At 51.6% G+C, this 24,257-nt stretch carries 22 protein-coding genes, 1 tRNA gene and 1 pseudogene; 16 read left to right on the top strand and 8 right to left on the bottom strand.

The window, feature by feature from the left end:
• The first annotated feature begins 296 nt into the window (after window positions 1-296).
• From dpiA to ACJ8PL_RS10420, 4 genes are all read left to right on the top strand, one after another.
• Window positions 297-983 (top strand): two-component response regulator DpiA, encoded by a 687-nt coding sequence (dpiA, locus tag ACJ8PL_RS10435; protein WP_004940807.1) that lies wholly within the window; start codon window positions 297-299, stop codon window positions 981-983.
• 102 nt (window positions 984-1,085) lie between these two features.
• Window positions 1,086-4,175 carry a beta-galactosidase gene (locus ACJ8PL_RS10430; RefSeq protein WP_079451571.1) on the top strand — a complete coding sequence of 1,030 codons (3,090 nt, stop codon included), beginning with the start codon at window positions 1,086-1,088 and terminating at the stop codon, window positions 4,173-4,175.
• 114 nt (window positions 4,176-4,289) lie between these two features.
• Window positions 4,290-4,365, top strand: a tRNA-Asn gene (locus tag ACJ8PL_RS10425).
• Between the two features lie 161 nt (window positions 4,366-4,526).
• Window positions 4,527-5,795, top strand: coding sequence for a tyrosine-type recombinase/integrase (locus tag ACJ8PL_RS10420; RefSeq protein WP_047739401.1), 1,269 nt, complete (start codon window positions 4,527-4,529; stop codon window positions 5,793-5,795).
• A 149-nt stretch (window positions 5,796-5,944) separates the two neighbouring features.
• Here ACJ8PL_RS10420 and ACJ8PL_RS10415 read toward each other — a convergent pair whose 3' ends face one another.
• Together ACJ8PL_RS10415 and ACJ8PL_RS10410 are read right to left on the bottom strand one after the other, a co-directional pair.
• Window positions 5,945-6,691: a sulfite exporter TauE/SafE family protein gene (locus tag ACJ8PL_RS10415; RefSeq protein WP_197769051.1), complete on the bottom strand. Its 747-nt coding sequence runs from the start codon at window positions 6,689-6,691 to the stop codon at window positions 5,945-5,947.
• Window positions 6,678-7,574: an oxidoreductase gene (locus ACJ8PL_RS10410; protein ID WP_047739400.1), complete on the bottom strand. Its 897-nt coding sequence runs from the start codon at window positions 7,572-7,574 to the stop codon at window positions 6,678-6,680. The genes ACJ8PL_RS10415 and ACJ8PL_RS10410 overlap by 14 nt, the downstream gene beginning before the upstream one ends.
• A 75-nt stretch (window positions 7,575-7,649) precedes the next feature.
• Between ACJ8PL_RS10410 and ACJ8PL_RS10405 the strand changes: the two genes are divergently transcribed.
• The 3 genes from ACJ8PL_RS10405 to ACJ8PL_RS10395 all read left to right on the top strand — a co-directional run bounded on the left by ACJ8PL_RS10405 (window position 7,650) and on the right by ACJ8PL_RS10395 (window position 12,633).
• Entirely contained in the window at window positions 7,650-8,534 is an 885-nt protein-coding gene (locus tag ACJ8PL_RS10405; RefSeq protein ID WP_047740691.1) for a MurR/RpiR family transcriptional regulator, read from the top strand.
• Window positions 8,534-9,391: a DMT family transporter gene (locus ACJ8PL_RS10400; RefSeq protein WP_047740689.1), complete on the top strand. Its 858-nt coding sequence runs from the start codon at window positions 8,534-8,536 to the stop codon at window positions 9,389-9,391. Before ACJ8PL_RS10405 ends, ACJ8PL_RS10400 begins: the two co-directional genes overlap by 1 nt.
• 467 nt (window positions 9,392-9,858) lie before the next feature.
• Window positions 9,859-12,633 carry a winged helix-turn-helix domain-containing protein gene (locus tag ACJ8PL_RS10395; RefSeq protein WP_047740687.1) on the top strand — a complete coding sequence of 925 codons (2,775 nt, stop codon included), beginning with the start codon at window positions 9,859-9,861 and terminating at the stop codon, window positions 12,631-12,633.
• On the opposite strand, the gene ACJ8PL_RS10390 is transcribed toward ACJ8PL_RS10395, so the two are convergent.
• Both ACJ8PL_RS10390 and ACJ8PL_RS10385 read right to left on the bottom strand, forming a co-directional pair.
• The gene (locus ACJ8PL_RS10390) at window positions 12,610-13,104 is read right to left on the bottom strand and encodes an MFS transporter (RefSeq protein ID WP_323808333.1); all 495 of its coding nucleotides are present in this window, start codon (window positions 13,102-13,104) and stop codon (window positions 12,610-12,612) included. The two genes, ACJ8PL_RS10395 and ACJ8PL_RS10390, sit on opposite strands and share 24 nt — an antisense overlap.
• Complete coding sequence (locus tag ACJ8PL_RS10385; protein ID WP_227505319.1) at window positions 13,038-13,796, bottom strand: MFS transporter; 759 nt, start codon at window positions 13,794-13,796, stop codon at window positions 13,038-13,040. The genes ACJ8PL_RS10390 and ACJ8PL_RS10385 overlap by 67 nt, the downstream gene beginning before the upstream one ends.
• Before the next feature lie 172 nt (window positions 13,797-13,968).
• Between ACJ8PL_RS10385 and ACJ8PL_RS10380 the strand changes: the two genes are divergently transcribed.
• Together ACJ8PL_RS10380 and ACJ8PL_RS10375 are read left to right on the top strand one after the other, a co-directional pair.
• Window positions 13,969-14,775 carry an SDR family NAD(P)-dependent oxidoreductase gene (locus ACJ8PL_RS10380; protein ID WP_099817082.1) on the top strand — a complete coding sequence of 269 codons (807 nt, stop codon included), beginning with the start codon at window positions 13,969-13,971 and terminating at the stop codon, window positions 14,773-14,775.
• A gap of 235 nt (window positions 14,776-15,010) precedes the next feature.
• Window positions 15,011-15,929, top strand: a pseudogene (locus ACJ8PL_RS10375) (hypothetical protein).
• Between the two features lie 573 nt (window positions 15,930-16,502).
• Here ACJ8PL_RS10375 and ACJ8PL_RS10370 read toward each other — a convergent pair.
• The 4 genes from ACJ8PL_RS10370 to ACJ8PL_RS10355 all read right to left on the bottom strand — a co-directional run bounded on the left by ACJ8PL_RS10370 (window position 16,503) and on the right by ACJ8PL_RS10355 (window position 20,076).
• Window positions 16,503-16,859, bottom strand: coding sequence for a helix-turn-helix domain-containing protein (locus ACJ8PL_RS10370; protein WP_040206012.1), 357 nt, complete (start codon window positions 16,857-16,859; stop codon window positions 16,503-16,505).
• Window positions 16,860-16,971: 112 nt separating this feature from the next.
• Window positions 16,972-17,835: an efflux RND transporter periplasmic adaptor subunit gene (locus tag ACJ8PL_RS10365; RefSeq protein WP_012539941.1), complete on the bottom strand. Its 864-nt coding sequence runs from the start codon at window positions 17,833-17,835 to the stop codon at window positions 16,972-16,974.
• A complete protein-coding gene (locus tag ACJ8PL_RS10360; RefSeq protein WP_004899298.1) occupies window positions 17,832-18,047 on the bottom strand; it encodes a DUF1656 domain-containing protein in 216 nt (71 codons plus the stop codon). The genes ACJ8PL_RS10365 and ACJ8PL_RS10360 overlap by 4 nt, the downstream gene beginning before the upstream one ends.
• A complete protein-coding gene (locus ACJ8PL_RS10355) occupies window positions 18,037-20,076 on the bottom strand; it encodes an FUSC family protein (RefSeq protein ID WP_047740681.1) in 2,040 nt (679 codons plus the stop codon). Before ACJ8PL_RS10355 ends, ACJ8PL_RS10360 begins: the two co-directional genes overlap by 11 nt.
• Before the next feature lie 76 nt (window positions 20,077-20,152).
• Between ACJ8PL_RS10355 and ACJ8PL_RS10350 the strand changes: the two genes are divergently transcribed.
• The 7 genes from ACJ8PL_RS10350 (at window position 20,153) to ACJ8PL_RS10320 (ending at window position 24,249) form a co-directional block, all read left to right on the top strand.
• Window positions 20,153-20,959: an AraC family transcriptional regulator gene (locus ACJ8PL_RS10350; RefSeq protein WP_040206914.1), complete on the top strand. Its 807-nt coding sequence runs from the start codon at window positions 20,153-20,155 to the stop codon at window positions 20,957-20,959.
• Window positions 20,960-21,558: 599 nt separating this feature from the next.
• Window positions 21,559-21,744, top strand: coding sequence for an AlpA family transcriptional regulator (locus ACJ8PL_RS10345; protein ID WP_032936812.1), 186 nt, complete (start codon window positions 21,559-21,561; stop codon window positions 21,742-21,744).
• Window positions 21,745-21,805: 61 nt separating this feature from the next.
• Window positions 21,806-22,393, top strand: a complete 588-nt coding sequence (locus ACJ8PL_RS10340) for a DUF2857 domain-containing protein (protein ID WP_047740678.1) — start codon at window positions 21,806-21,808, stop codon at window positions 22,391-22,393.
• The gene (locus tag ACJ8PL_RS10335) at window positions 22,383-22,592 is read left to right on the top strand and encodes a TraR/DksA family transcriptional regulator (RefSeq protein WP_047740676.1); all 210 of its coding nucleotides are present in this window, start codon (window positions 22,383-22,385) and stop codon (window positions 22,590-22,592) included. Before ACJ8PL_RS10340 ends, ACJ8PL_RS10335 begins: the two co-directional genes overlap by 11 nt.
• Window positions 22,593-23,035: 443 nt before the next feature.
• Window positions 23,036-23,257, top strand: coding sequence for a hypothetical protein (locus ACJ8PL_RS10330; RefSeq protein ID WP_040206867.1), 222 nt, complete (start codon window positions 23,036-23,038; stop codon window positions 23,255-23,257).
• A 72-nt stretch (window positions 23,258-23,329) separates the two neighbouring features.
• Entirely contained in the window at window positions 23,330-23,974 is a 645-nt protein-coding gene (locus ACJ8PL_RS10325) for a lytic transglycosylase domain-containing protein (RefSeq protein WP_047740672.1), read from the top strand.
• Window positions 23,971-24,249, top strand: a complete 279-nt coding sequence (locus ACJ8PL_RS10320; RefSeq protein WP_047740671.1) for a TrbC/VirB2 family protein — start codon at window positions 23,971-23,973, stop codon at window positions 24,247-24,249. Before ACJ8PL_RS10325 ends, ACJ8PL_RS10320 begins: the two co-directional genes overlap by 4 nt.
• The last annotated feature ends 8 nt before the right edge of the window (window positions 24,250-24,257 follow it).

Raw genomic sequence — 24,257 nt, 5'->3', positions numbered from 1 at the left:
AACTGGCACACAACAAATTAAATACAAAAAGGCATTTTAATTAACATCAATGACGGCAATTAAAACCTTAAAAACCATGAAGATAAACGCCGTTTCGCGTTCGATAAATCAATGGTAAACAGAAAAAAAACGCCAATTATTGACCTATTTCACAAACCGTTCCCGGTTAATAAGTTATTTAATGTTCTTTATTTGCTTAATTAATCTTATGGTGTTTATTATTGAGATAATCTTTATTTAGCGCCGCAATTTACTTACATTCATTTAGCATCTTGATTGCAATAGTAGGTTTCATTATGGAATGGCTGAACATCCTGATCGTTGAAGACGAAACGCCGCTGGCGGAGATGCACGCGGAGTTTATCCGCCAGAACGGCGGCTGCCGCCAGATTTGGCTGGCCGGCACCCTGGCGCAGGCGCGCGCCATGACCGAGCGCTTCAAGCCGGACCTGATCCTGCTGGACAACTTTCTGCCCGACGGCCAGGGCATCACCCTGCTGCGCGAACTGACGCTGAGCGGGTATCGCGGCGGCATCGTGTTCATCACCGCCGCCAGCGACATGGCCACCGTGGCCGAGGCGTTGCGCTACGGCGTGTTCGACTACCTGATCAAACCGCTGGCCTATGACCGGCTGAGCCAGACATTGCAGCGCTTCAGCCAGCGCCGCGAAGCGTTGAAGGACAAAGCGCGCCTCAACCAGCGCCGCATCGACGAGATGTTCAACACCTATGCCCGCGGCGAGCAGCAGGCGGCGCTGCCCGCCGGCATCGACGAGCTGACGCTGGGCAAGATCCGCGCGCTTTTCGCCGAACCCGCCGCGCGCCACACCGCTGAAAGCGTTGCGCAAAAAATGGGGCTCAGCCGCACCACCGCGCGCCGTTATCTGGAGTTTTGCACCGCCGCACAGCAGCTGCGCGCCGAGATCATTTACGGCAAGGTCGGCCGCCCACAGCGGATCTACCGCGCCGGCGAACCGCATTAACGGTTATTTGATCGCCCTTGCAAGGTTGCGTGTAACCGCTTTACTTTTTATGCGACGGTCAGCATCTTGGTGAGCATCACCTAGACGACTGGACGATCGCCGATGCCTGCTGCGCCCCATGCTTCCCTGACCGAAATCCTCGCCCGCCGTGACTGGCAAAACCCGGCCTGCACCCACTACCGCCGACTGGACGCTCACCCGCCGTTCGCCAGCTGGCGCACGGTGGAAGACGCGCGCGATGACGCCCCCAGCGCCAGCCGCCGGTCGCTGAACGGCGAGTGGCGCTTCAGCTATTTCCCGCGCCCAGAGGCGGCGCCGGAGAGCTGGCTGCAGCAGGATCTGCCGGACGCCGCCCCGCTGGCGGTGCCGAGCAACTGGCAGCTCGCCGGCTACGACGCGCCGATTTACACCAACGTGCGCTACCCGTTCCCGGTCGATCCGCCGCGCGTGCCGGAAGACAATCCGACCGGCTGCTATTCACGCACCTTCAACGTCGATCCGGCCTGGCTGGCCGCCGGCCAGACGCGCGTCATCTTCGACGGCGTCAACTCGGCGTTCTATTTATGGTGCAACGGCCACTGGGTCGGCTATTCGCAGGACAGCCGCCTGCCGGCGGAGTTCGATCTCGGCCCGTGGCTGCAGCCGGGTGAAAATCGGCTGGCGGTGATGGTGCTGCGCTGGTGCGACGGCAGCTATCTGGAAGATCAGGACATGTGGCGCATGAGCGGCATCTTCCGCGACGTCAGCCTGCTGCACAAACCCGCCGCGCACCTGAGCGATGTGCGCATCACCACCCCGATGCATGACGGCTTTACCCGCGGCGAACTGGTGGTGACGGCGCGCGCCAGCCGGCCCGGCCCGCTGCTGGTGCAGGTTCAGCTGTGGCGCGATGGCGCGCGGGTGGCCGAACGCACCCAGCCGCTCGGCAGCGAGATCGTGGACGAACGCGGCGCCTATGACGATCGCGTCACGCTGCGCCTGCCGGTGGAACGCCCGGCGCTGTGGAGCGCCGAAACGCCCGCGCTGTATCGCGCCACCGTCGCCCTGCTCTCGCCCGAAGGGGTGATTATCGAGGTGGAAGCCTATGACGTCGGCTTTCGCCAGGTGGAAATCAGCGGCGGGCTGTTGAAGCTCAACGGGCAGCCGCTGCTGATCCGCGGCGTTAACCGCCACGAGCATCACCCGCGCCACGGCCAGGTGATGGACGAGGCGACGATGCGCCACGATATCCTGCTGATGAAGCAGAACAACTTCAACGCGGTGCGCTGCTCGCACTATCCCAACCACCCGCTGTGGTATCGGTTGTGCGACCGCTACGGGCTGTACGTGGTGGACGAAGCCAATATCGAGACCCACGGCATGCAGCCGATGAACCGCCTGGCTGACGATCCGCTGTGGCTGCCGGCGATGAGCGAGCGCGTCACCCGCATGGTGCAGCGCGATCGCAACCACCCTTGCATCATTATCTGGTCGCTGGGCAACGAGTCCGGCCACGGCGTAAACCACGACGCGCTGTACCGCTGGGTGAAAAGCCAGGATCCGACCCGCCCGGTGCAATATGAAGGCGGCGGCGCCGACACTGCCGCCACCGACATTATCTGCCCGATGTATGCGCGAGTGGATCAGGATCAGCCGTTCCCGGCGGTGCCCAAATGGGCGATCGGCAAGTGGATCGGCCTGCCGGAGGAACAGCGCCCGCTGATCCTGTGCGAATACGCCCATGCGATGGGCAACAGCTTCGGCGGCTTTGAGCGCTACTGGCGCGCGTTCCACGCACATCCGCGCCTGCAGGGCGGCTTTGTCTGGGACTGGGTCGATCAGGCGCTGATCCGGTGCGACGAACGCGGCGAAGAATTCTGGGCCTACGGCGGCGACTTCGGCGACACCCCCAACGATCGCCAGTTCTGCCTGAACGGGCTGGTGTTCGCGGATCGCACCCCGCACCCGGCGCTGTTCGAAGCGCAGCGGGCGCAGCAGCTGTTCCGCTTCGCCTTCGACGCCGCCTCGCTGACGCTGACCGTCACCAGCGACTACCTGTTCCGCCACACCGACAACGAGCAGCTCAACTGGCGGCTGGAGCTGGACGGCGTGGAGCGCGCCAGCGGCAGTCTCGATCTGGCGCTGCCGCCGCAGGGCAGCGCTAGCTTCACCCTGCTCGACCGGCTGCCGATGCTGCATCAGCCCGGCGAACTGTGGCTGAACGTGGAGGTGGTGCAACCGCAGGCCACCGACTGGTCTGAAGCGCACCACCGCTGCGCCTGGGATCAGTGGCGGGTGCCGCGCGCGCTGCATCCCGCGCCGCCGCCGGCGCAGGGCGTGCCGCCAACGCTGATTGAAAATGATGAAGGGCTGACGCTTACCCACGGCGACCAGCGCTGGCGCTTCGAGCGCAGCAGCGGCCATCTGACGCAGTGGTGGCAGAATGAGCAGCCGCAGCTGCTGACGCCGCTGCGCGACGGCTTTGCGCGCGCGCCGATCGATAACGACATCGGCGTCAGCGAGGCGAACCATATCGATCCCAACGCCTGGGTCGAACGCTGGAAGCTGGCGGGCCTGTACCGGCTGGAAGAGCGCTGCACGCGGCTGCAGGCGGATGCGCTGCAAAACGGCGTGCGGGTGGTGAGCGAACACCAGTTCGGCGTGGAAGGGGAGATTTTGCTGATCAGCCGCAAACAGTGGCTGTTCGACGCGCTGGGCGCGGTGAGCGTGAACGTGGAGGTCGAGGTGGCCGACGCCCTGCCGCCGCCGGCGCGCATCGGCCTGCACTGCCAACTGGCGACGGTGCAGCCGCAGGCGGAATGGCTGGGCCTGGGCCCACACGAGAACTACCCGGATCGCCGCCTGGCCGCGCAGCACGGGCGCTGGCGCCTGCCGCTGGCGGATCTGCATACGCCGTATATTTTCCCCGGCGAGAACGGCCTGCGCTGTGACACCCGCAGCCTGCGCTACGGCGGCTGGCGCATCGACGGCCGCTTCCACTTCTCGCTCAGCCGCTACGGCCTGCAACAGCTGATGGCCTGCAGCCACCAGCATCTGCTGCAGCCGGAAGCAGGCACCTGGCTGCACTTGGACGGCTTCCACATGGGAGTGGGCGGCGACGACTCCTGGAGCCCGAGCGTGCACCGGGATTACCTGCTCACCGCCGGCGTTTACCGCTATCAGCTGCGCCTGCAGCGAGCGCCAGAGGGCTAAATCTGCCAAAAAACTCAACGGGTTGCGCATTCTGTAAGCAAACAGTCACAGAATGTGTAATCCGCCTTTGACATGCCGACGGCGCCTCGCTATTATTCGCCCCGTTCACACGATTCCTCTGTAGTTCAGTCGGTAGAACGGCGGACTGTTAATCCGTATGTCACTGGTTCGAGTCCAGTCAGAGGAGCCAATTTCCTGTTTGCATGCATCTTTGCGAATCCTTATCTGATATTGATTCAAGAGGTTAGCGTGAAAACTCTTCCCGGTGCATTTTGATTTTACCCTTCGCATCGGGAAAAATTGGTGGTCAAATCTGGGGTCAGGTTAGTTCGATAATGGAGTGACCCCCATATGTCCCTTACCGACGCGAAGATTCGCACTCTCAAAGCCACCGATAAACCCTATAAAGTCTCCGATTCCCACGGTCTGTATCTGCTGGTCAAACCTAGCGGTTCCCGTCACTGGTATCTCAAGTACCGTATTAACGGTAAAGAATCCCGCATTGCACTGGGTGCCTATCCTGCCGTCTCACTGTCTGATGCCCGCCAGCAGCGCGAAGGTATCCGTAAGATGCTGGCGCTGAACATCAACCCGGTAATGCAGCGGGCCGCAGAACGCGGTGCCTGCCCAACTGAGAAGGTGTTTAAAACCGTGGCGCTGGCCTGGCATAAAAGCAATAAAAAATGGTCGCAGAATACCGCTGACCGCCTGCTCGCAAGCCTGAACAATCATGTCTTTCCGGTTATCGGATATCTGTCAGTTACCGAACTTAAACCCCGGCATTTCATTAATTTGCTGAAAGGAATTGAAGAAAAAGGCCTGCTGGAAGTCGCGTCCCGCACGCGGCAGCACGTCAGTAACATCATGCGCCATGCGCTCCACCAGGGATTAATCGATAACAATCCGGCTGCAAACCTTGAAGGCGTGACAACACCTCCTGCCAGACGGCATTACCCCGCCCTACCGCTGGAGCGGCTGCCTGAACTGCTCGAACGCATTGAGGCATATCATCAGGGCCGTGAACTGACGCGGCTGGCCGTCCTGCTGACGCTGCATGTGTTCATCCGCTCCAGTGAACTGCGCTTTGCCCGCTGGTCAGAGATTGATTTCAGAAACCGGGTCTGGACAATACCCGCGACGCGAGAACCCATTCCAGATGTGCGTTATTCCGGGCGTGGTGCCAAAATGCGCACTGCTCATATCGTGCCCCTCTCACAGCAGGCTATAGCTATTCTGAAACGGATTAAGGAAATATCCGGGGTTTATGAACTGGTATTCCCCGGCGACCACAACCCGTACAAGCCGATGTGTGAAAACACGGTCAATAAAGCACTGCGCCTGATGGGATTCGACACGAAAAAAGACATCTGTGGTCATGGCTTTCGGGCGATGGCATGCAGTGCCCTGATGGAGTCTGGTCTATGGTCGCAAGATGCAGTGGAACGCCAGATGAGTCACCAGGAGCGCAACACCGTGCGTCTGGCTTACATTCATAAGGCTGAGCATCTGGAAGCCCGCAAGGCGATGATGCAGTGGTGGTCGGATTATCTTGATATATGCCGGGTCGCATACGTACCTCCTTTTAACACAGGACGGGATAAAAACAACGAAGCGGCATGACCCATAACAAAAAGCTGTATCAGCATACCCTGGTACGGCTTTGTTCATTTCTAATAGCTTGTCAGACCCATCATCCCACCCCGTCGCTGCCTGTAGAAAGCTGTTATACGATAACAACACGCTTGCCCCGTCAGCCCTGGCGTGCCATTTCATTTAAGAGCAAGGATCATCCCTACTGCCCCAGCTACGAGAACGGCATCAATGAGAAGCTCGAACGTGTGCGTCTGGAGTTTCTGGACGAGACGTTTCGCAATCATCGAACCGACGAACAATGCGATGCCGATGGCAAGTCCATGTGTGAGGACAGGCTGTGCGAGTGCGCCCGATATACCGAACGTAGCTAACTTGCCAGCGTAGAGCAGGATTGCGCTTGCCGCCTCTGATCCCAGAAATACGCCGCCACTCATTCCGTAGCCGGTGAATACTGGCACACTGAGCGGCCCTGTAGAGAGCACGAATCCTGTCAGAAACCCGACAATCGCCCCGGCAAAACTCATGTGCCAGAGATTCAAGTGGAGGTTCGATCGTCTGATGAGACGGCGCAGCGGGATCATCGCAAGGAAGAAAGCTGCCAGGAATACCTCCACTGTGCCAGGAGAAATCGTAAGTAACGTGTGCGCCCCGAGAACAGCCGCAGGAACTCCCGCGAACGAATAGGCAAACACCGGTCGCCAACGAATCTCATGCCACCAGACAATCACCCGTCCGATGTTGCCGAAAAGGGAGGCGATCGCCATAACAGGCACTGCAATCCTTGGCCCGTATATGGTGACGAGGACGGGGAGCATGATTAGCGACGAACCAGTGCCGACGACACCGCTGAGCACACCGGCACCGAGGGCCAGGCAGAAGAGAAGTAATAGCGCGATCATCTGCCTGGGATCAACCTGGGCCATCGCTAGCAGCCGCAAGAAGCGGCACCAGGATGTCGCTGACAGGCGTTGGAATGCTGTGAACCCGGCCGCGACGCGCAATGACACCGTTGCGGATATCCCATTCGAGCGGTCGGCCTGCTTCTCGATCCGTAAGGATGGAAGTGCTCATGTCTGCGGGAGCCGCCCGGAACTTGTCGAGGATCTCCTGCGGCACTTCGTCGCCGAGTTCTGCTCCTTCTGCCCGTGCCACGGACAGACATTCCTGTAAATAAGCCAGCGTAAGCCTGGCGATGTCAGCGCGGGCGAACATGCCCGAGCGGCGGTGCGTGAGCGCCATGAGTCCAGCCACCGCGTTCTGCATCAGTTTGCGCCAGGCCAGGGAGCTGAAGTTTGCGGCCAAATCTACGGAGCACCGCGTGCCTTGTAGCGCTTTTGCCACTAAGAAGGAAGCTGACGTGTCTGGAAGGCTCAGGCGCGCGTCGCCACGCAAGCGTACTGAGCCATCTGACTGCGCCTGTGCGGGAAACCACACGACTGCGGGGACAATCTGTCCGGGCAGAGAGTACGTCGCGAGCCTGTCCAGCTGTTCGACCCCGTTCTGAAGCACGCATACAACCGTCTCCGGGCCGGTCAACGCCCTGAGCCATTCTGCTGCCGCGTCGATTTGTGTGGACTTGACTGCCAGAAAGACAAGATCGGCTGTGCGAGTAATTTGCGCCGGATTCGTCTGTACCGGACCGGGTACGGTGATAAAGCGGTCGCCGTCTTGCAGGGTCAGGTGATCGCGGGGAGTACGTCCACACAGCAATGGTGTGCGGCCGACTTCGTGTAACGCCGCCGCGACTGTGGTGCCGATGGCACCCGGACCAACAACAGCGACAACCGTCTTGATTTCAGTGTTCATGATGCGGACTCCTTTTAACAGAATCTACTTACGTGATGGTTGTGCCCTTCGCAAAGGGAATGTAATATATTACACATGAAAAATGAAAATGGTAACAGAGTTTCAGAAAGCGAGCAGCGGTTACAGCAATGGCTTGGCAGCATTCACGCCCGAAGCGGCGACCTCGCTGCAAGTGAGGCTAAAGTTGTCGATCTCCTGCTTGTCGATCCTTTGTTTGTCGGTACAAGCACGACAGCACAGGTTGCCACCCGCGCAGGTGTATCACCGCCGACAGTAATACGCGCTGCACGAGCGATTGGGTTCACCGGGTTCACTGAACTTAAGATAGAGATTGCCCGGGCTCGTGGTACTGCCCGGTTCTTTGCACCGCCTGAAGTTCTCACAGCGGATGCGACGTTGGCATCGGTGCTGGAAACATCAGTTCGTGCTGGTGCAGACGCGCTGACTGCGCTCAGTGGTGCTATTGAAATCTCCGCCCTTGATGAGGCGGTCGATTTAATCCAGAGCGCACGCCAGGTATTTGCATTTGGTGCCGGCCCCTCTGCGACGGTTGCCGCTGATGCTGTATTTCGTCTGCGGACGGCTGGTGTGATAACCATCAGTATCCAGGATTATTTATCAGCGATGATTGCTGCCCGCCTACTCGGTTCAGGCGACGTGATGATCGTCGTCAGCTCGACAGGTCGCACATCATCCACACTCGCCGTTGCTGATGCCGCATCCTCGGCCGGAGCATCGCTTATCGCAATAACTAACCAGTACGATACACCACTGGCGACACTCGCCAACGTTTCGCTCGTGGTTGGCGGAGCGCCATTACCGGCACAGATGGCCGCTGCCGGCAGTAGACTGGCCCAGCTAGTCGTTATTGATACGCTGGTCGCTGCCCTCACTCTGCGGGATAAAGAACAAAGTCGCCGGGCTGAACGAGCGGGTATTGATTTGCCGGATATGTCCTGATGCAGTTCAGCACGGTTGCGATGATTCTTACTGCTTCAGTAGCTCATGCAGTATGGAATATAGCCTCAAAATACAAGAAGGAAGACACACTTTTGTTCGTCTGGGCCTACAGCTGTGCCTCAGCATTGTTGTGGGTTCCGATCAGCCTCATTCTGACAGTTGAGGGACAACAGGAGCTCGACTGGCGACTCGCAGTCGGGGCAGTTATCTCATCTGCGCTTCATATCGCTTATTCTCTAATCTTGCAGGCTGGCTACGAGCGCGCCGAACTTGGTGTTGTTTATCCGATTGCCCGGGGGAGCGGACCGGTTCTGACGATACTGTTTGCAACCCTTCTGATGGGGGAACGGCTTTCAGCAAGCGCTTTACTCGGCGCGCTTCTCGTTATCGCTGGTATTTTCGTTGTCACCGGCAATCCATTCAGGAGCGGAAGCCGGCCACTTAAAGGAATGATATGGGGGGCAGCGACAGGCACCGCCATCGCTGGCTATACCCTCTGGGATGGTTATTCGGTAATCTCTCTGCACCTGGATCCAGTTAGTTACTACGCCAGCACACTCCTGCTACAGAGTCTTATTCTGACCCCTGGTGCGATGCGACGACGGTATCGAATCCCAACGGCTGTACGTGTAGATAGAGTTCCGATCCTTATCATCGCTGTATGTTCTCCACTTGCCTACATCCTTGTGCTGACAGCCATGCAGAGCATGCCACTGGCACTCGTCGCTCCTCTCAGGGAAACATCTATTATTGTCGGCTCTCTTCTCTCGTACTGGTTGTTTCGTGAAAATCATCTGGCACGCCGGATTGCCGGTGCAGTGGTGGTGCTGACCGGCATCGCAATAATTAGCCTTTGATCGCTTCGTTGGATGCCAATTGTCGTCTCATTGTCAGCGTGGATCGTTCGTCGATATACTCTGTTTATGGTACAGGTATCAAGTCCGCTTCCTCTGTCTGTGGCTGTTAGCGCCATTGAGATAAGACTGTATATACCGCCATCAGTCCTAGTATTGGCATCCCGTACCACCATTATTTAAATGTTCTATGGACACACGCTATTATTTGAAGGTTAATCCCTGGTCGAATGATTATCCATGTGAGTGCTTTTCCAGCCAGGCCTGATGGGATATGGCTGGCATAGATAGTTCAGTTTTCATCACCAGTTTGATCGCAAAGCTATGCCACATAGCACTATTGGCTTTATAATCATTAACGGTAAAAGTGGTATTGAATAGTGATACTCCTATGCAACACATTCAACATGTAGCCTGATTCTGATAACCGCTTTCGTTAGAAATGGCTTACTCCATAGCGAGAGTTCGTGATGCTCAAAACAGAAGATCTCAACACTATGATATCAATTGATGAGATTCACTTTGCTGACTGGCAAATCTGGCCACAGCTAAGGATTCTGTTACATCGGGGTAAGCCAGTAAGAATTTCTGCCAGAGCTTTTGATGTTCTAGTTGCTCTGGTGAGTGCCAGAGGTAAAGCGGTAAGTAAAGAATCTTTACTTACGCAAGTGTGGGGAAATGAAATCGTCGAAGAAAATAATCTTCAGGCACAAATTTCAGCTATACGCCGCATACTGGGACATGACCGCCATCTACTGGTTACTGAATTTGGTTGTGGTTATCGCTTTAATATCAACAAATCGCCAACTGAACCGCTCTCTAAATCAAAAATACCTGAGCCCGCTATTACCCCTTTTCTAGCGTCGATTCTGGGGCGTGATAAAGCTGTGCAGGAATTATGCGCCTTATTGGATCAATACCGTCTGGTGACGATTACAGGCTCAGGGGGCGTGGGTAAGACTCGTCTGGCATGGGAAGTCGTCAGTCTTACACACACGCATTTTCCTGATGGAATATGTGTGGCTGAACTGGCTCATATCACCGAAGCATCCAGCTTGCTATCCGTTATTTCACAAGCGCTCCATCTTCCATTAGCTGCCATTCATAATGATGCCGATTTACGGCAACAGCTTGCACGGCGTCGATGTTTACTGCTGATTGATAACTGTGAACATGTAATTAATGAACTTGAACCAGTGATTACGTTGCTCCTGCACCTAGCTCCCCATATCAAACTGTTGTTGACCAGCCAGGTAGCGTTGCAGGTTGCCGGCGAGCAACAATATCTACTACCACCATTACAAGTTCCTGAGAGCGAAGAGGCTGATACCCACGAGTTACTGACTTTTTCCAGTGTCCGCCTCTTTATCGAACGCGGGCAGGCCAATCGACATGATTACCATCCATCAGCCAGCGAACTGTCTTTGATTGGCGAGTTATGCCGTCATCTTGACGGTCTGCCGTTGGCGATTGAACTTGCGGCCTCCCGTCTGCCAGTCATGAGTGTCAAAGAGATCTATAGCCGACTGGAAGACCGTTTCCAGCTATTGAGCAATACGCACAGATCTCTGGAGCCCAGACATCAGAAAATACTGACCGCGCTGGAGTGGACTTATCAGTTGCTCAACACACGTGAACAACGATTATTTTGCTCTCTGGGGATCTATACCGATATGTTCAGTGTGAAATCAGTAAGCGACCTTCTGCTGATTAAAGACAAGCATCGCTGGCAGGTTGTTGACGATCTGCAAAGATTGCTGTCTTTATCCCTGATTCAGGTCAGTACTCAGGTACCAGAGACCCGTTTCCGCCTGCTGGAAACCATGCGCCAGTTCGCATGCGATAAACTCAGGCAACAGGGTGAATATACTGTTCTTGAGGCCCGTTTTGCCGACTATTATAAAGTTATGGTAAAAGAGGCCCAAGATGATTGGTTTATGCTGCCAACAGGACAATGGCGTGAACGTTATAGCCATATACTTAATGATTTGCGGAGTGTATTACAGCAAACGTTGATTGAGGGAGCTGCTCCCTCTAAAGGGCTTGAGATCTTACAAGCTATGACCCCTTTTTGGATTGAATATTCACTATACGATGAATGTCAGCGCCATATTTATCCTCTGCTTTATGAAAATACTTCGCAGGTAGTATTAACGCTACGCCAGAGAATGAATCTCAGCGCTGTAGCAGGTAAGGCGTCAACCTGGGCAAAAGGCCCCACGCCTGAAACACATTCAGCCTGGAAAACCGCGCTGACAATTGCAGAAAAGCTCGACGACAAAGAAATACGTTTACAGGCACACTACGGATTATGGTTGTATTATCTGCGTACTGGCGAGTTGGATAAAGCGCTTGAGCATGCGCAATCTATGTGCGAGCTAGCACGGTCCATTACCGACGAGGAGGCGATGGCAACCGGGCTGCGTATTCTCGGTGTATCCCTGCATTTTTTGGGCCGTCATGATGTAGGGCGTGATTATCTCCAGCAATCTCTTGATTGGTATGAACATGGTGAATTAAGCCACTCTTTCCGTTTTGGTCTTGATCAAGAGAGCGCCGGTCAGGCCTTTCTGTCTCGTTTACTCTGGTTACAGGGTGAGTATAAGGCCGCGAAACAGATGGCATGGCGCGGTGTTAAAAAAGCCGCTCGTTTGCAGCATGTCTGTTCTCTTTGCTGTGCACTGGCTGAAGGCGCTTGTATGACAGCAGCACTGGATCGTAATCCGCGTTGGGTTATAAAGGTCGCAAACTGGCTGATTCATCTGGCAAAAAGGCATGATTTATATTTCTGGAAGACATACGGCGAGCTGTTTCTTGTTTGGGCCAAACAGTTCAGTCATACCGATGTTAGTCAAACCACACTGTTTAGCTCGTTGCGGGCGATGGGATTAGACTGGCAATATTCCCCCTTGTTGTCAGAAATTGATACCGGGGTATCACTGAGAGCCACCCGCCAGGATCATGAAAACTGGTGCACGCCTGAGCTGATGCGTCTTTCTGCCACTCAATTACCTCCTCAGAAACAACGCCTGCTGTTGGAGAAGGCCCTGGACAAAGCGCGCCAGCAACAGGCTCATGGCTGGGCCCTCCGTATTGCTTATTCATTGGCGACATTGCAGGCTGAAGCTGGGGAAAAATGGGCTGCTAAGCAATTGATACAGGACGCTTTACATGATGTTGAAGACTCAGACAATGCGACGGATGTAAGAAGTGCTATTGCGCTATGTGCCCGAATAGGGGCCTGAATATTTACGTCTTACGGCTATCAACATCCCCATGATCACGAGTCCGCCCCCTGCTGAAGAAATCAGCGCCCAGCTATGAGTTGTCTCCCATAACCAGGTGGCAGTCAGTGAGCCACATGCTCCGCCAATAAACATAACGCACATAAATAATGTATTAAGACGGTTTCTGGCATCCGGACGCAAAGAATAAATCGTGTGCTGATTAGCTATCAGTACACATTGCTCACCCGTATCCAGTAGTAGAATGCCCACCACCATACCCACAATACTGTTCCATCTCCAAAAAACAGTCCAGGCTAGCAGCATGAGTATCACACCAAAAACAACCATTCGGAATGGTCCCTGCCGATCGCTGAAACTTCCCGCCAGAGGCGCACACAGAATACCGATTAACCCCAAAGCAGCTAGGGTGCCGTTATCCCTGCACCGTAATCGTAGCGATGAGCTAACCAGAAAGGGAGCACGGTCCACAGCACGCTGAAGGAGGCAAACAGCATTACTTGTGTAAGAGTTGCACCACGCACCTGCGGCTCGTTTTTCCACAGCAGTCCTAATGAACGTAATACCGCCAGATAGTTAAACTTTGGCGTTGACAACGACTGAGTAGGCAAAATGCGTAAGATGAAAAATATAGCCAGCAATGTCATGATCGCTCCGGATAAAAAGACGCCACGCCAGCCGACATACTGACCAATAAGGCCTCCGATAGCCCGGCCAGCAAGGATACCTGCCAGGACACCGCTCATCACCGTACAAACGGTTTTACCTCGTGCAGAAGTTCTTGAGAGCGAGGCGGCAAGCGGCACTATCTGTTGAGCTACTGTTGCAGCCATCCCGGTAAGGAAGGAGTAGAACACCAACACTGTCGCCGTTGGGGATAACATCATGCCGATCATTGCCAGGAAAAGCACCTGCGCTTGACGCAGGATAAGCCGCTGACGTTCAATATAATCGCCTAGGGGTATCAGAAAGAATAAGCCCACCGCATAGCCTACCTGGGTGACCATGGGGATCAAAGAAACAGCTCCCCATTCATTGGGAAATGATCCGGCAATTAAATTCAGGACAGATTGATTAAAATAAATATTAGCCACAACAATACAACAAATAATCCCCAGCATAAGAATCCTGGTAGAAGAAAGCTCGTGATTGTCCGAACGCATTGACCACTCCTGGCACTAAACTCAATATTGTCTGGAGTATAAGCAAAGGCGACACCCAACTCTTTGACCGCTTTTTTCAGACATCTGAATTCTGATGCACAAGCTCCTGAAAAAGAGATTTGTTACTAATACTGCTCATGTTATTGACTGTGCTTAACTTGAGGAGCAACAAATGGATTTAAAACTGACTGGAAAAGTGGCTCTGGTAACTGGAGCCCGTACCGGAATTGGTTTCAGCATGTGTGAAGAATTGGCCATGAATGGTGTGCATTTAATCATGGTGGCCAGACGAGAACCTGAGCTGATTCTTGCTGCGAAAAAAATTTCAGAGAAATACGGTGTTTCGGTGCTGCCTATTGCCGGGGATGTGACTGATCCCAAACTACCTTCTTTAGTGGTTGAACAAGCGGAAAAGGTTTTTCAGCGTATTGATTTACTGGTGAACAATGCCGGAAGAGCCCATGCGGGCACGCTGTTAACCACTTCGGAAGAAGACTGGCAGATAATGACTGAGACCAAATTCTCCGCCATGCGACGTTTTTGTAAGGTAATCATCCCCGGGATGCAGAGACGAAACTGGGGGCGTATTGTCAATATCTCATCCATTGGCGGTATCTACCCTAATCCGCAACTTACCGTCTCACACGCACTGAGCGCCGCTATCAACAACCTGACCCGTAGTTTAGCACTTAGCGTGGCTCCGGATGGCATTCTGGTCAATGCGATCGGAGTGGGTGCTGTCGCGACGGATAACTGGGCGCAGAACATGCTACCGAATGTTCGCAATCGTCGTCCTGAACTAGCTGACAGAACAGACGAAGAGGTAATGGCATTACTGGGTAAAGAGAAAACGCCTGTGGGCCGCTTTGGACTTCCTGAAGATATTACTGCAATTGCTGCGTTCCTACTTTCTGGGAGGAATCAGTTTGTTACTGGACAGACAATTGAAGCATCAGGCGGAGCAGACAGATTTATGTAATGTCTTCCATTCAACTTAAATAATGTTTGAGGATTGAATTAGTTTAACCTGATATTTGTTCTTCTTTTCAATCACTGCGAAATATGAGGCCGGACATGGGGGGCTGAAACGCTAAGAAGCCCCCGCGTCAATATAACCCAAATATTATAACGTAATAGATCCCGCACCATGAAATTAATCTCACTGGAAAATTCATGGTATTTTTTTAAAAAAATAGAAATAGAGGCAAACCACTATGTCAAAAAAACAAACACTATCAAATACAAACTATAGTTCGCCTGACTGGCTGACTATCCGTGAAGCAGTCGAAGTGATAAATAAAAAAGGACTGAAAATTAAAAAAAAGTGACATTTACAGGTATGCATTACATGGCAGCATTCATCTCTCTATTTACTTTCAGTCGCCAATTACATTACGAAAAATACAGAGGTCGGGCTACAAAGTAAGGCTCAGACCATCTGATACGTCATCAATAAATCGTTTATGCCTTCTTGACAAAAAAGCGTTTATTGAAGGACATAATTTTATTGTTAGCACTACTGGGAAATATATCATTCCCACAGAGAGAGTTATTGACACTCTATTGATTGGATATGAATATGTTCTAGTACAAAAATTACTTGCCCAATCTCTTAAAATACCATTACCTGTAACAGGAGCTATTGATTTTAATCATGGCATAACAGTTAGCTTACAAGGAGAACCATTTCAACTATTCGATAAAATGACATGGGAAGAAAGAATAACACAAAAAATTATGCAACTCCCTAAAAACATTTCACCAGATGTACATGAAGATATATTCTCAAAGAGGATAAATAACTACCTGGGGAAAGAGTATTTCCCGGCTCATATTTTACCTCGGGATGCCTGGTTTGTTATTCGACATGCTGAACTTGATAAAGTCATTGACATCATAACCAATAGCAGAGTGCCCCCATTATCTGCGACGCGAATATCAACACCACTATCTCGTTTTTTCTGGCTGGCCTGTAAAAACAATGAAGTCATCCGTCCATTAATTAGTAAACCGTACAAACTACTATCTATTTTCGAACAATGGGCATCTGACGAAGGCATTACCGACAGGCTCAGTGGTGATACGTTAAAAACTGCACTCGTACGCGGTTCCCCCACATCAATGTCGGATTGACGCAAGTGAATTTTACCAAACCCAAATGTCCGTATTAAGGACTCTAAAATCAGTAATACGGACATAATTAGTTTTTTTGACTCTTTTTTCCTTGTCACCTCAAGGGATATTATATTTCTGCATTACGGGTATAAATACATATCATCAATTACCAAGCATTAGAAATGTAAAAACAAAACAGTACTTAAATGCTCACAGCCCCACATATACATAAAAACCACTCCTTATTCAAGGAGGATTTAGCCGACCTGCATAGGTTCGATCGAATCCAAAATGCGCAAAATAGATTAACCTTATTTTATCCAACCATTAAATACACACATGGGTTCGTAATTACATTCCAATTAATGAATCCAAAACTTACTCACCAATACATTACACATGTAAAAACACGAAAACATACATTGCACAGAAAGACTTAGATTCATTTACAATGAAATAAATGAGTGATTTCATTTCGTTCAACAAATCTATAACTGAGGTACTAAGACCATGATTACTAGATGAACCCGTCCGTAATCCAGATAGTTACTAACGATTTAAAAACTCATCCTTATGATACGAGTAATTACCTTACTCCCTAGAAGACTTGCTTTTAATATTTACGGCATTTTTTCTATACCGGTGCGGTGGGACATTATACCTTTTCCGAAATGCCCTGGTTAATGATTGCTGAGAGTCAAAGCCAAATCGCATCGCGATATTTATCAAAGGTTCATTTGTTGTGATAACAGCCTCTAAAATAAGACATAATTTTTTCTCTCTGATAAAACCTCCCAGGCTCTGCCCTGTTTCAGAAAAAAACAGTCTCTGCAAATGCCATTTTGAATATCCGGACCTGATAGCCACATCATCAATTTTTAGTGGCATCTCTATATTTTTGCTTATCCAGATAATTAAGTCATTTACAAAATCTTTTCTGTTTTTCATAACCGAAACCTTAGAATTACTCTACTAGAAATACATTTTCATCAGGCATATAGTTCAAGAGCTGACAATCCCTAAGTTCTGCATAAATCCTCAATAGAAACCATACTTTTTATTATGGTGTGATGGATATACTCGCAGACAGTCCAGCCACCAATTCAACTCCCTCCGGCAATCTGTCAATATGAATCCGAACCGGGATACGCTGCGCGAGCCGCACCCAGCTAAAGGTTGGCTCGACATTAGGCAGGCCAAGCCCCCCGGTCTCGTCATTGTTATCATCTATTCCGCGCCCGATACTCTCAACATGCCCCGTGATCACCGGCTTAAATCCCATCAGCGTAATGTGTGCAGTATTTCCCGTGCGGATATGTTGCAACTTAGTCTCTTCAAAATAGCCAACCACCCAAAAACTATTGGCATCAATGATGGAAAGTTTAGTTTCTCCCGCTGTGGCATAGTCACCAGGGCGAAGCCGCAAATGTGTGACATAGCCCGTAACCGGAGAGCGAACAATAGCATGCGATAAGTTAAGCTCTGCAAGGTCCAGCGCAGCCAGTGCACCGTGGTAATTAGCCGCAGCGACGCTTGCTGCGCTGGCTGTTTGTTGTAAATCCTCGCTGGAAATCACCCCTTTAATCTGAGAGCGTCGCCTCGCCGCATCCTGGCGCATCAGCATTTCATGACGTTTCGCCTCAACATCAGCCTGGGCGCTGACCACTGCCAACCTCAACCAGTGCGGGTCAATGGAATAGAGCACATCGCCCCGATTAACCCACTGATTATCGCGGACGGCCACATTCAGAACCGGTCCAGAGACATCCGGCGCAATCTGGACCACATCCGCACGAACCCGACCATCGCGGGTCCAGGGAGTTTGCACATAATGTTTCCAGAGAATAAAAGCCAAAAGCGTAGCAACCGCCACAGCGCTGAGCGTCAGCAAATAGCGGCCCAGTAGAGAAAGTAACGATTTCATTTTAAAAACCCCAGTTCGGTCAGTCCCTGCAACAACAGGTAAAAAGTAATAATAAAGATGGAAAAATCGATCATCGGGCGAAACGGCAAGCGACGGTAACCCTTGCTTAGCGAGAAAAGCTGCACGAGTAATAGCGTACAGGTGAGCGCGACGAGGGAAATTAACAGTAGACCGGGTACAAAAACGCCCTCAATATTGAAATCATTGATCATCGGCATGCTCCATTTCCTGAGTGCTTAATGCGCAGTACAGATCAACCAGTTGATTAACATGATGCCGCGATAGTTCATCTGCTACGGACAGGCTACGCTCAGTCAGGCTGACAATCCGTTCAAGTAAGGTGTTAATATCCGTCGAGTGTGTAAGACAAGTGAGAACCTCTTTTATTTCTTTGTCTGCATGCGCATCCCATCGGCGTAATCGCATTACACACAGGCCTATACGCAGGGTGTGCAAAAGATGATTCAATGCCTGTTCTGATGACTGTCCGCTGCGCGGCAAACGCGGCAGTATCAACGCAGCCCGATCGATCATCAGGTTGATCCAGAGAGTTTCATCAGTATTCAACACACCTTTCACGCTGCGGTTAATATCGCGCTGGCATAATTTAAGCAGGCGTTTTATTGCCGCATCTGCCTGCACAGTCTGCAGAAAGCCCATGCTGAATACCGCAAAGCCAGTTGCAGAAAATAATGCGATAGAGGTATTCACCGCCACGGCAAAATCCCCGCTGTAATGAGCACCCAGCTCGCACAAAATAGGCAGCGTCAGTGTGATCCCCATCGCCATAAAAGTAGTGGGCGGCCGTGCCTGGAGCGATCCGGCAAGCAGATATACCGGAGCTAGAACCACTACCAGCACGATAAAATCACTGACTTGCGGTAGGAGAACGAAGCTGTAGATCAGGCTTATCACAACTCCCCAGAGGGAACCAATGATGTATTTCACAATATGCGGGGCAGGCGTATCGAAGCTGCCAAACAGTGTGCAACAAACGCCAAGGATAGATACTGCCGTACCGCCATCAGGCCATGCCGAGAAAATCCACACCATGCAGCCGCTCAAAATGATGGTGAAAGCGCCCAATGCGGTGCGGGCAGCAGTAAGAGGATCGCGGTGGAATACATACCCTTTCACGTCATTCATTTCTGAGTGCGCAGGCATCTGATTCGCGTGATGAATGGCATCCGAAAGACGATAGCACTGCTGCACGAGGACAATGGCCTCTGTCAGGTAGCGCATAAAACTTACATGCAGTGCTTCTACAAACGTCAACTCATGTACGACATAGCGCTGCAGTAATTTTTCACTGCGTTTTTTGAGCGCTTCCCCCTCGCTTTTAAATTTTCCTTCATCTTTGCAGGCCAGCCAGACCTCAACATCATCCATTAAAATTTGCACATCGAAAGGTATCTTCGCTATCAGCGCTAAACGGTCACGTAACTCACAGTTAACAATGACTAATCGCGCAAGCCTGTCATGAAGCCTTTTTCTCGCTTGCCGGACCGGTACAGAGAACGCAAAATCATAAGGGATATGATGGCTGATGCCCTGCAGGAACTGCAATGCCAGTGCCATATGCAGCGGCGAGGAAACAGGATCGGGTTTGCCTGTTAAAGTCTCTGCGATACGCTGTCGCGCCGCGAGCAGCGTCTGCGATAATTTACTGTTGAACTGACCTGAGATGCGCGCGGGCAATACATAGCGATGAATAAGTGCCGCGCAGAAGATACCGATCATGATTTCCTGTACCCGAGTGATAGCGATGTCAAAAATCGCGCCAGGATCGGATACAGCAGGGAAGCCAATCAGACTCGCAGTGTAACCAGCAAGGACAAAACCATAGGCCCGGGGCGTACGTTCCAGCAAGGACAGATAGAGGCAGAATGTAATCCAGCCTGCCAGTATCACGCTGCAAAATACGGGTGAATTCACGAACGTGGGTACAATTAATACCGTCATGCCAGCGCCAATTACCGTTCCCACCAGACGATACAAACTTCTGCTTAGCGATGCTCCGACGGAGGTTTGGGAAACAATATATACGGTGATAATTGCCCAGGAAGGCCGCTCTAGGCCAATTGATAATGCAATATAGTATGCGAGCATCGCAGCGGTAAAACTCTTCGCCGAATAGAGCAGAGCGTTCGCATCATTCAGTAGTGAAGGAGAAGCCATACCGCGAAGACGATGGCATATCGTGTGTAAAAAAATGAAAGTAACTCGCGTTAATTTTTTCATGCCGGAAATTATTACCGGCTTGCATATCCACTTAAATACTCTATTCTGTCAAAAAATACCTAAATGTTGCCAATCTATGTTGCCCCCACTCGCCAATACGCTGTTCGATCCGGATACCACCTCCTGCCCCGCAGTCGCGCGTCATTTGGATTTTGTCGATTACGCGGCCGAAGTGCCTGTGCATACGCACCGCAAAGGGCAATTGATTATTGCCCTCTATGGAGCGGTCATTTGTCGCGCCGAAAATGATATCTGGATCGTGCCGCCTGATTGTGCCGTCTGGATCCCTGGGGGAGTGCCGCACAGCGCAAAAGCTACTTGGAATGCGCATCTCAACTATCTTTTTATCGAGCCTGGAGCCGCCGAGCTGCCGGAGCGATGCTGCACTCTGGCCATTTCTGGTCTGATCAAAGAACTCATTGCCCGTTTAACCCACGAGGGCGTCGGATACCCACCAGAAAGCCATCTAGCCAGACTGACCAGAGTAACACTTGATGAATTAGCCACCATGCCTCAGCAGAAACTGAGCCTCCCTGTGTCGTCGCATCCTAAAATCCGCGCCATGGCCGATGCTCTGGTCAGTCAACCTGATGACCGAAGCACATTCAAAACATGGGCAAAAAGACTGGCGCTTAGCGAGCGTTCTCTCGCGCGTTTAATGCTGCGCGAAACCGGGTTGACGTTCGGACGCTGGCGTCAGCAACTGCAACTGATAATTGCTCTCCGGGAACTGGCCAGCGGCGTTTCGGTTCAGAATGTTGCAGCTAATCTGGGGTATGAATCGGTTAATGCGTTTATCACCATGTTCAAAAAAACCATGGGCAGTACACCAGCACACTATTTTGCCGAACGGAAAACAAGCGCACACTTAACCGATAATTAGCGACATCAAGTTTTCCAAGAAACCAGAGGTGAGTCATAGAGCTGCCATATCCGTCTTCCTGTGCGGGGGATCACACTACAGAATCTTTACCGCATGGAACCTCCAGCCAGGACTTTATTGCCTCAGCCGCCTTAACGATAACAAGAATCAAAGGACGGTATTATATCTGTTGGATCGGTCTATACATGATCGGGAAGCACAATCAATTCAGCATTGTGTTAAGGAAGTAGTTGAGCATATATGTTTCGACCACACAGAACACTTCTATGGCGATGCTTCATAGCGCATTACCACCAGAGTGGTAACGCCCCCCTGACTGAAATTCACAATGAATGTATTTAACCGCATCTTTTTATTGTCCTCATTATCACGCTAAGCCATGACACCATTGCAGCAGCGAAACGCTGAAAACTACACAGCAGCACAACTATCCTTCTCCACATCCTTATACAACTAATAACGTATTATTTATTCACTACAAAACCGTACTAAGGATCTTCCCATCAGTAATAAGGTGCTATCGGCTTTTCCTAAGCTTACTGCTGTGTTCTTTTATTTTCTCTGGACATGCACCAGTCATTCCACAATAGGAGAATACAATGACATCACATCAGTTATTACGTTTAAAACAGGTCGAAGAAAAAACCGGTTTGAAACGCTCTCAAATTTACTTGTATATGAAAAATGGTTCTTTCCCACGTTCAATAAAAATTGGCCCGGCCAGTGTGGCCTGGCTCGAATCGGAAATTGATGAATGGATCAATCTTAAGTTAGCCGGACGTTAGATCAGTTAAAAATGTCCGTTTATTTGCTCAACTTTTCCATATAGCTTGAGGAGATAACAGAATGATTCCATTAATTAATTACACCATCTTAACTGATGCATTGCACGCTCTGAAAGAAGGCAATATTCGTCACTGTGAGTCCCTCGGATTCACGTTCGAAGAAATGAATGCTCTTAATCAGTTATCACTCGATGAACTGTTTGCTGTCAGCCGGGCGGCGGCTCCCTTTGTTTCGGTCAGTGTCCGCCATGATGTTCTGCATCATTTATTGGCGCAGGCCCGACAGGAATACCGACAGCAGCAGCAGATTAACCGGGCTATCCGGCTGGGCGGTTCTATCGCGTTGCTCAACCACTACTTTGGCCTGACGTCTAATGATGTCTGCCTTCAGCGACGGTTGCTGGGTGTCAGCGTGCCATATGGACGTACACCTGAGCCGGATGAAGAGACAGATGCCGAGATCTGGCGGCAATGGCAGAAGTGCCGGGTGGGCAACCTCGAATCGCCTGACGCACTGATTGCCATGATGCAGGTAACGGAAGCCCTGAAGCGTAAGGTCGAAGGGCTATCACTCACCATGGTCTGGAAACGTATCGCACTGTGCGAACAGGACGCTGCCGCTGACAGGAGGACGCCACATGCCGGATGAGATCGACCGCGATCAGGAATTTAATGAGCAGCGACTGGAGGAGATGATTGAACAGAATCGTTTTAAACCTGGGTCAGAACCGTCATTACTCCACTGTCGTGTATGCGGTAAACCCATTCCTGAAAAGCGACGACAGACATTGCCGGGCGTAACCACGTGTACGGAATGTCAGGAAAAACTTGAGCGCCGTAAACGTTAATCATGGCAACAATGACGTGCGAAGATATTATTTCTCTGCACGTCCTTATCATTCTCATTAAATTTAAATGAGTCTCTATTTTCTTTTTTATACTTTTATACTTTTATACTTTTATACTTTTATACTTTTATACTTTTATACTTTTATCCTTCTCATAGCATCTTAAATTTTCCATTTATTAATCTCTCTTCTTTTTATTTTGAGTTTTTCGTTTATATCCTGTGCTAAATATCCGATCCTGAAATTGCCATTACAGCATGGTTGCCCAGATGGACGTTAATTCGTCCGGGCCGGGTATTGCTCTTTAACAAAATGGATCGGGCTGTCACGTAACCACAATTCAGGGTGCCGCTGAATGTTCTCGCTGACCCGTTAAAACCGGAATGCAGAACCGGGATGTGACTGGTTTATTTCATTTACTGTTTTTAATTAAAGGAAATTCCATGAGAAAACCCGTTTATCACGTCTTTGTTACCCAGGAAAGCCAGCCCGATGCTCAGGGCGAAAAAAACACGTACTGGACAAAAGTTGGCGTGGCCTTCGCACATAACGGCAAGCCCGGTCTGAATATCGTTTTGATACCCGGTATTGCCGTCTCCGGCAGACTGGTGCTACTTGAACCGAGAGAAGAAAGTGACATTTCACAGGATGCCTCTGCCGCTTAATCCATTTTCTCTTCTTCTCCCCCGGCGGCGTATTTTTCTATAAGCCGCCGGTCTCTCTGTTACGAGGCCAGCATGCTTTCCACCACTGCCTTTCTGGCACTGGCGGTGCAGTGCGCCGCCAGTATTCACCCGTCCACGTCGCTTGATGTCGCACGGGTCGAATCCGGTTTCCACCCTTACGCCATTGCTGAAATTCTGCCAGACAGCCGGGGCGTGATTTCACATTTCCCCACAAGTCTGCCGGAGGCGATCCGCCTCACCAGACAGCTGGCTGCACAGGGCCGACGCTATTCGGTCGGCCTTATGCAAATCACCAGCATCAATTTCCGCCATTACGGCGTCACGGCCAGCGACCTGCTTAACCCTTGCATCAATCTGTCGGTATTTGAGCGCATTCTCGCCGACTGTTACCGGCGCGGCGGAACACTGAAACGGGCGCTCAGTTGTTACTACTCCGGCAACTTTGAAACCGGCCAGCGGCCGGAATCCGCCTTTAACCAGACCAGCTACGTGCAGCGCATTGGCTATGTCGTCCCGTCCACGCGGAAAGACCGGCTGCGTGCCCCTGACCGGAACGCACAGCCGTCTGTCCGTTATCCCGCCGTTGTGCTGCGCGGCGAGCCTGCCGGTGCCACTGCGCCGATCCTGACTTCCCTGCATTATCCCGGTTCCGTCATTCGCGGCGCTATCCCTGTTATCCCTGATGAGGAGAAATGATCATGCGTAAACGCCGTTACTCCGCTGTTGCTTCCGTGCTGCTGTCTTCCCCGGTGCTGGCGGCGGACAGTGGTTTTAACAAGGCCAATGAAACACTGAGCAATACCTCGACCGGCCTGCTGGGACTGGCCGCCGTCACCATCACGCTGGCGACCATGTGGGTGGGCTACAAGGTGCTGTTCGACGGCAAGAGCCTGCACGACATGCGTAACGTCATCATCGGCGCGATCCTGATTGTCGGTGCATCCGGCTTCGGTGCCTACTGGGCGTCATAAGGGAGACA

Source organism: Serratia sp. CY83965, from assembly GCF_052166375.1.
Lineage (GTDB): Bacteria > Pseudomonadota > Gammaproteobacteria > Enterobacterales > Enterobacteriaceae > Serratia > Serratia marcescens.
This window is presented reverse-complemented; position numbering and strand designations above follow the sequence as displayed.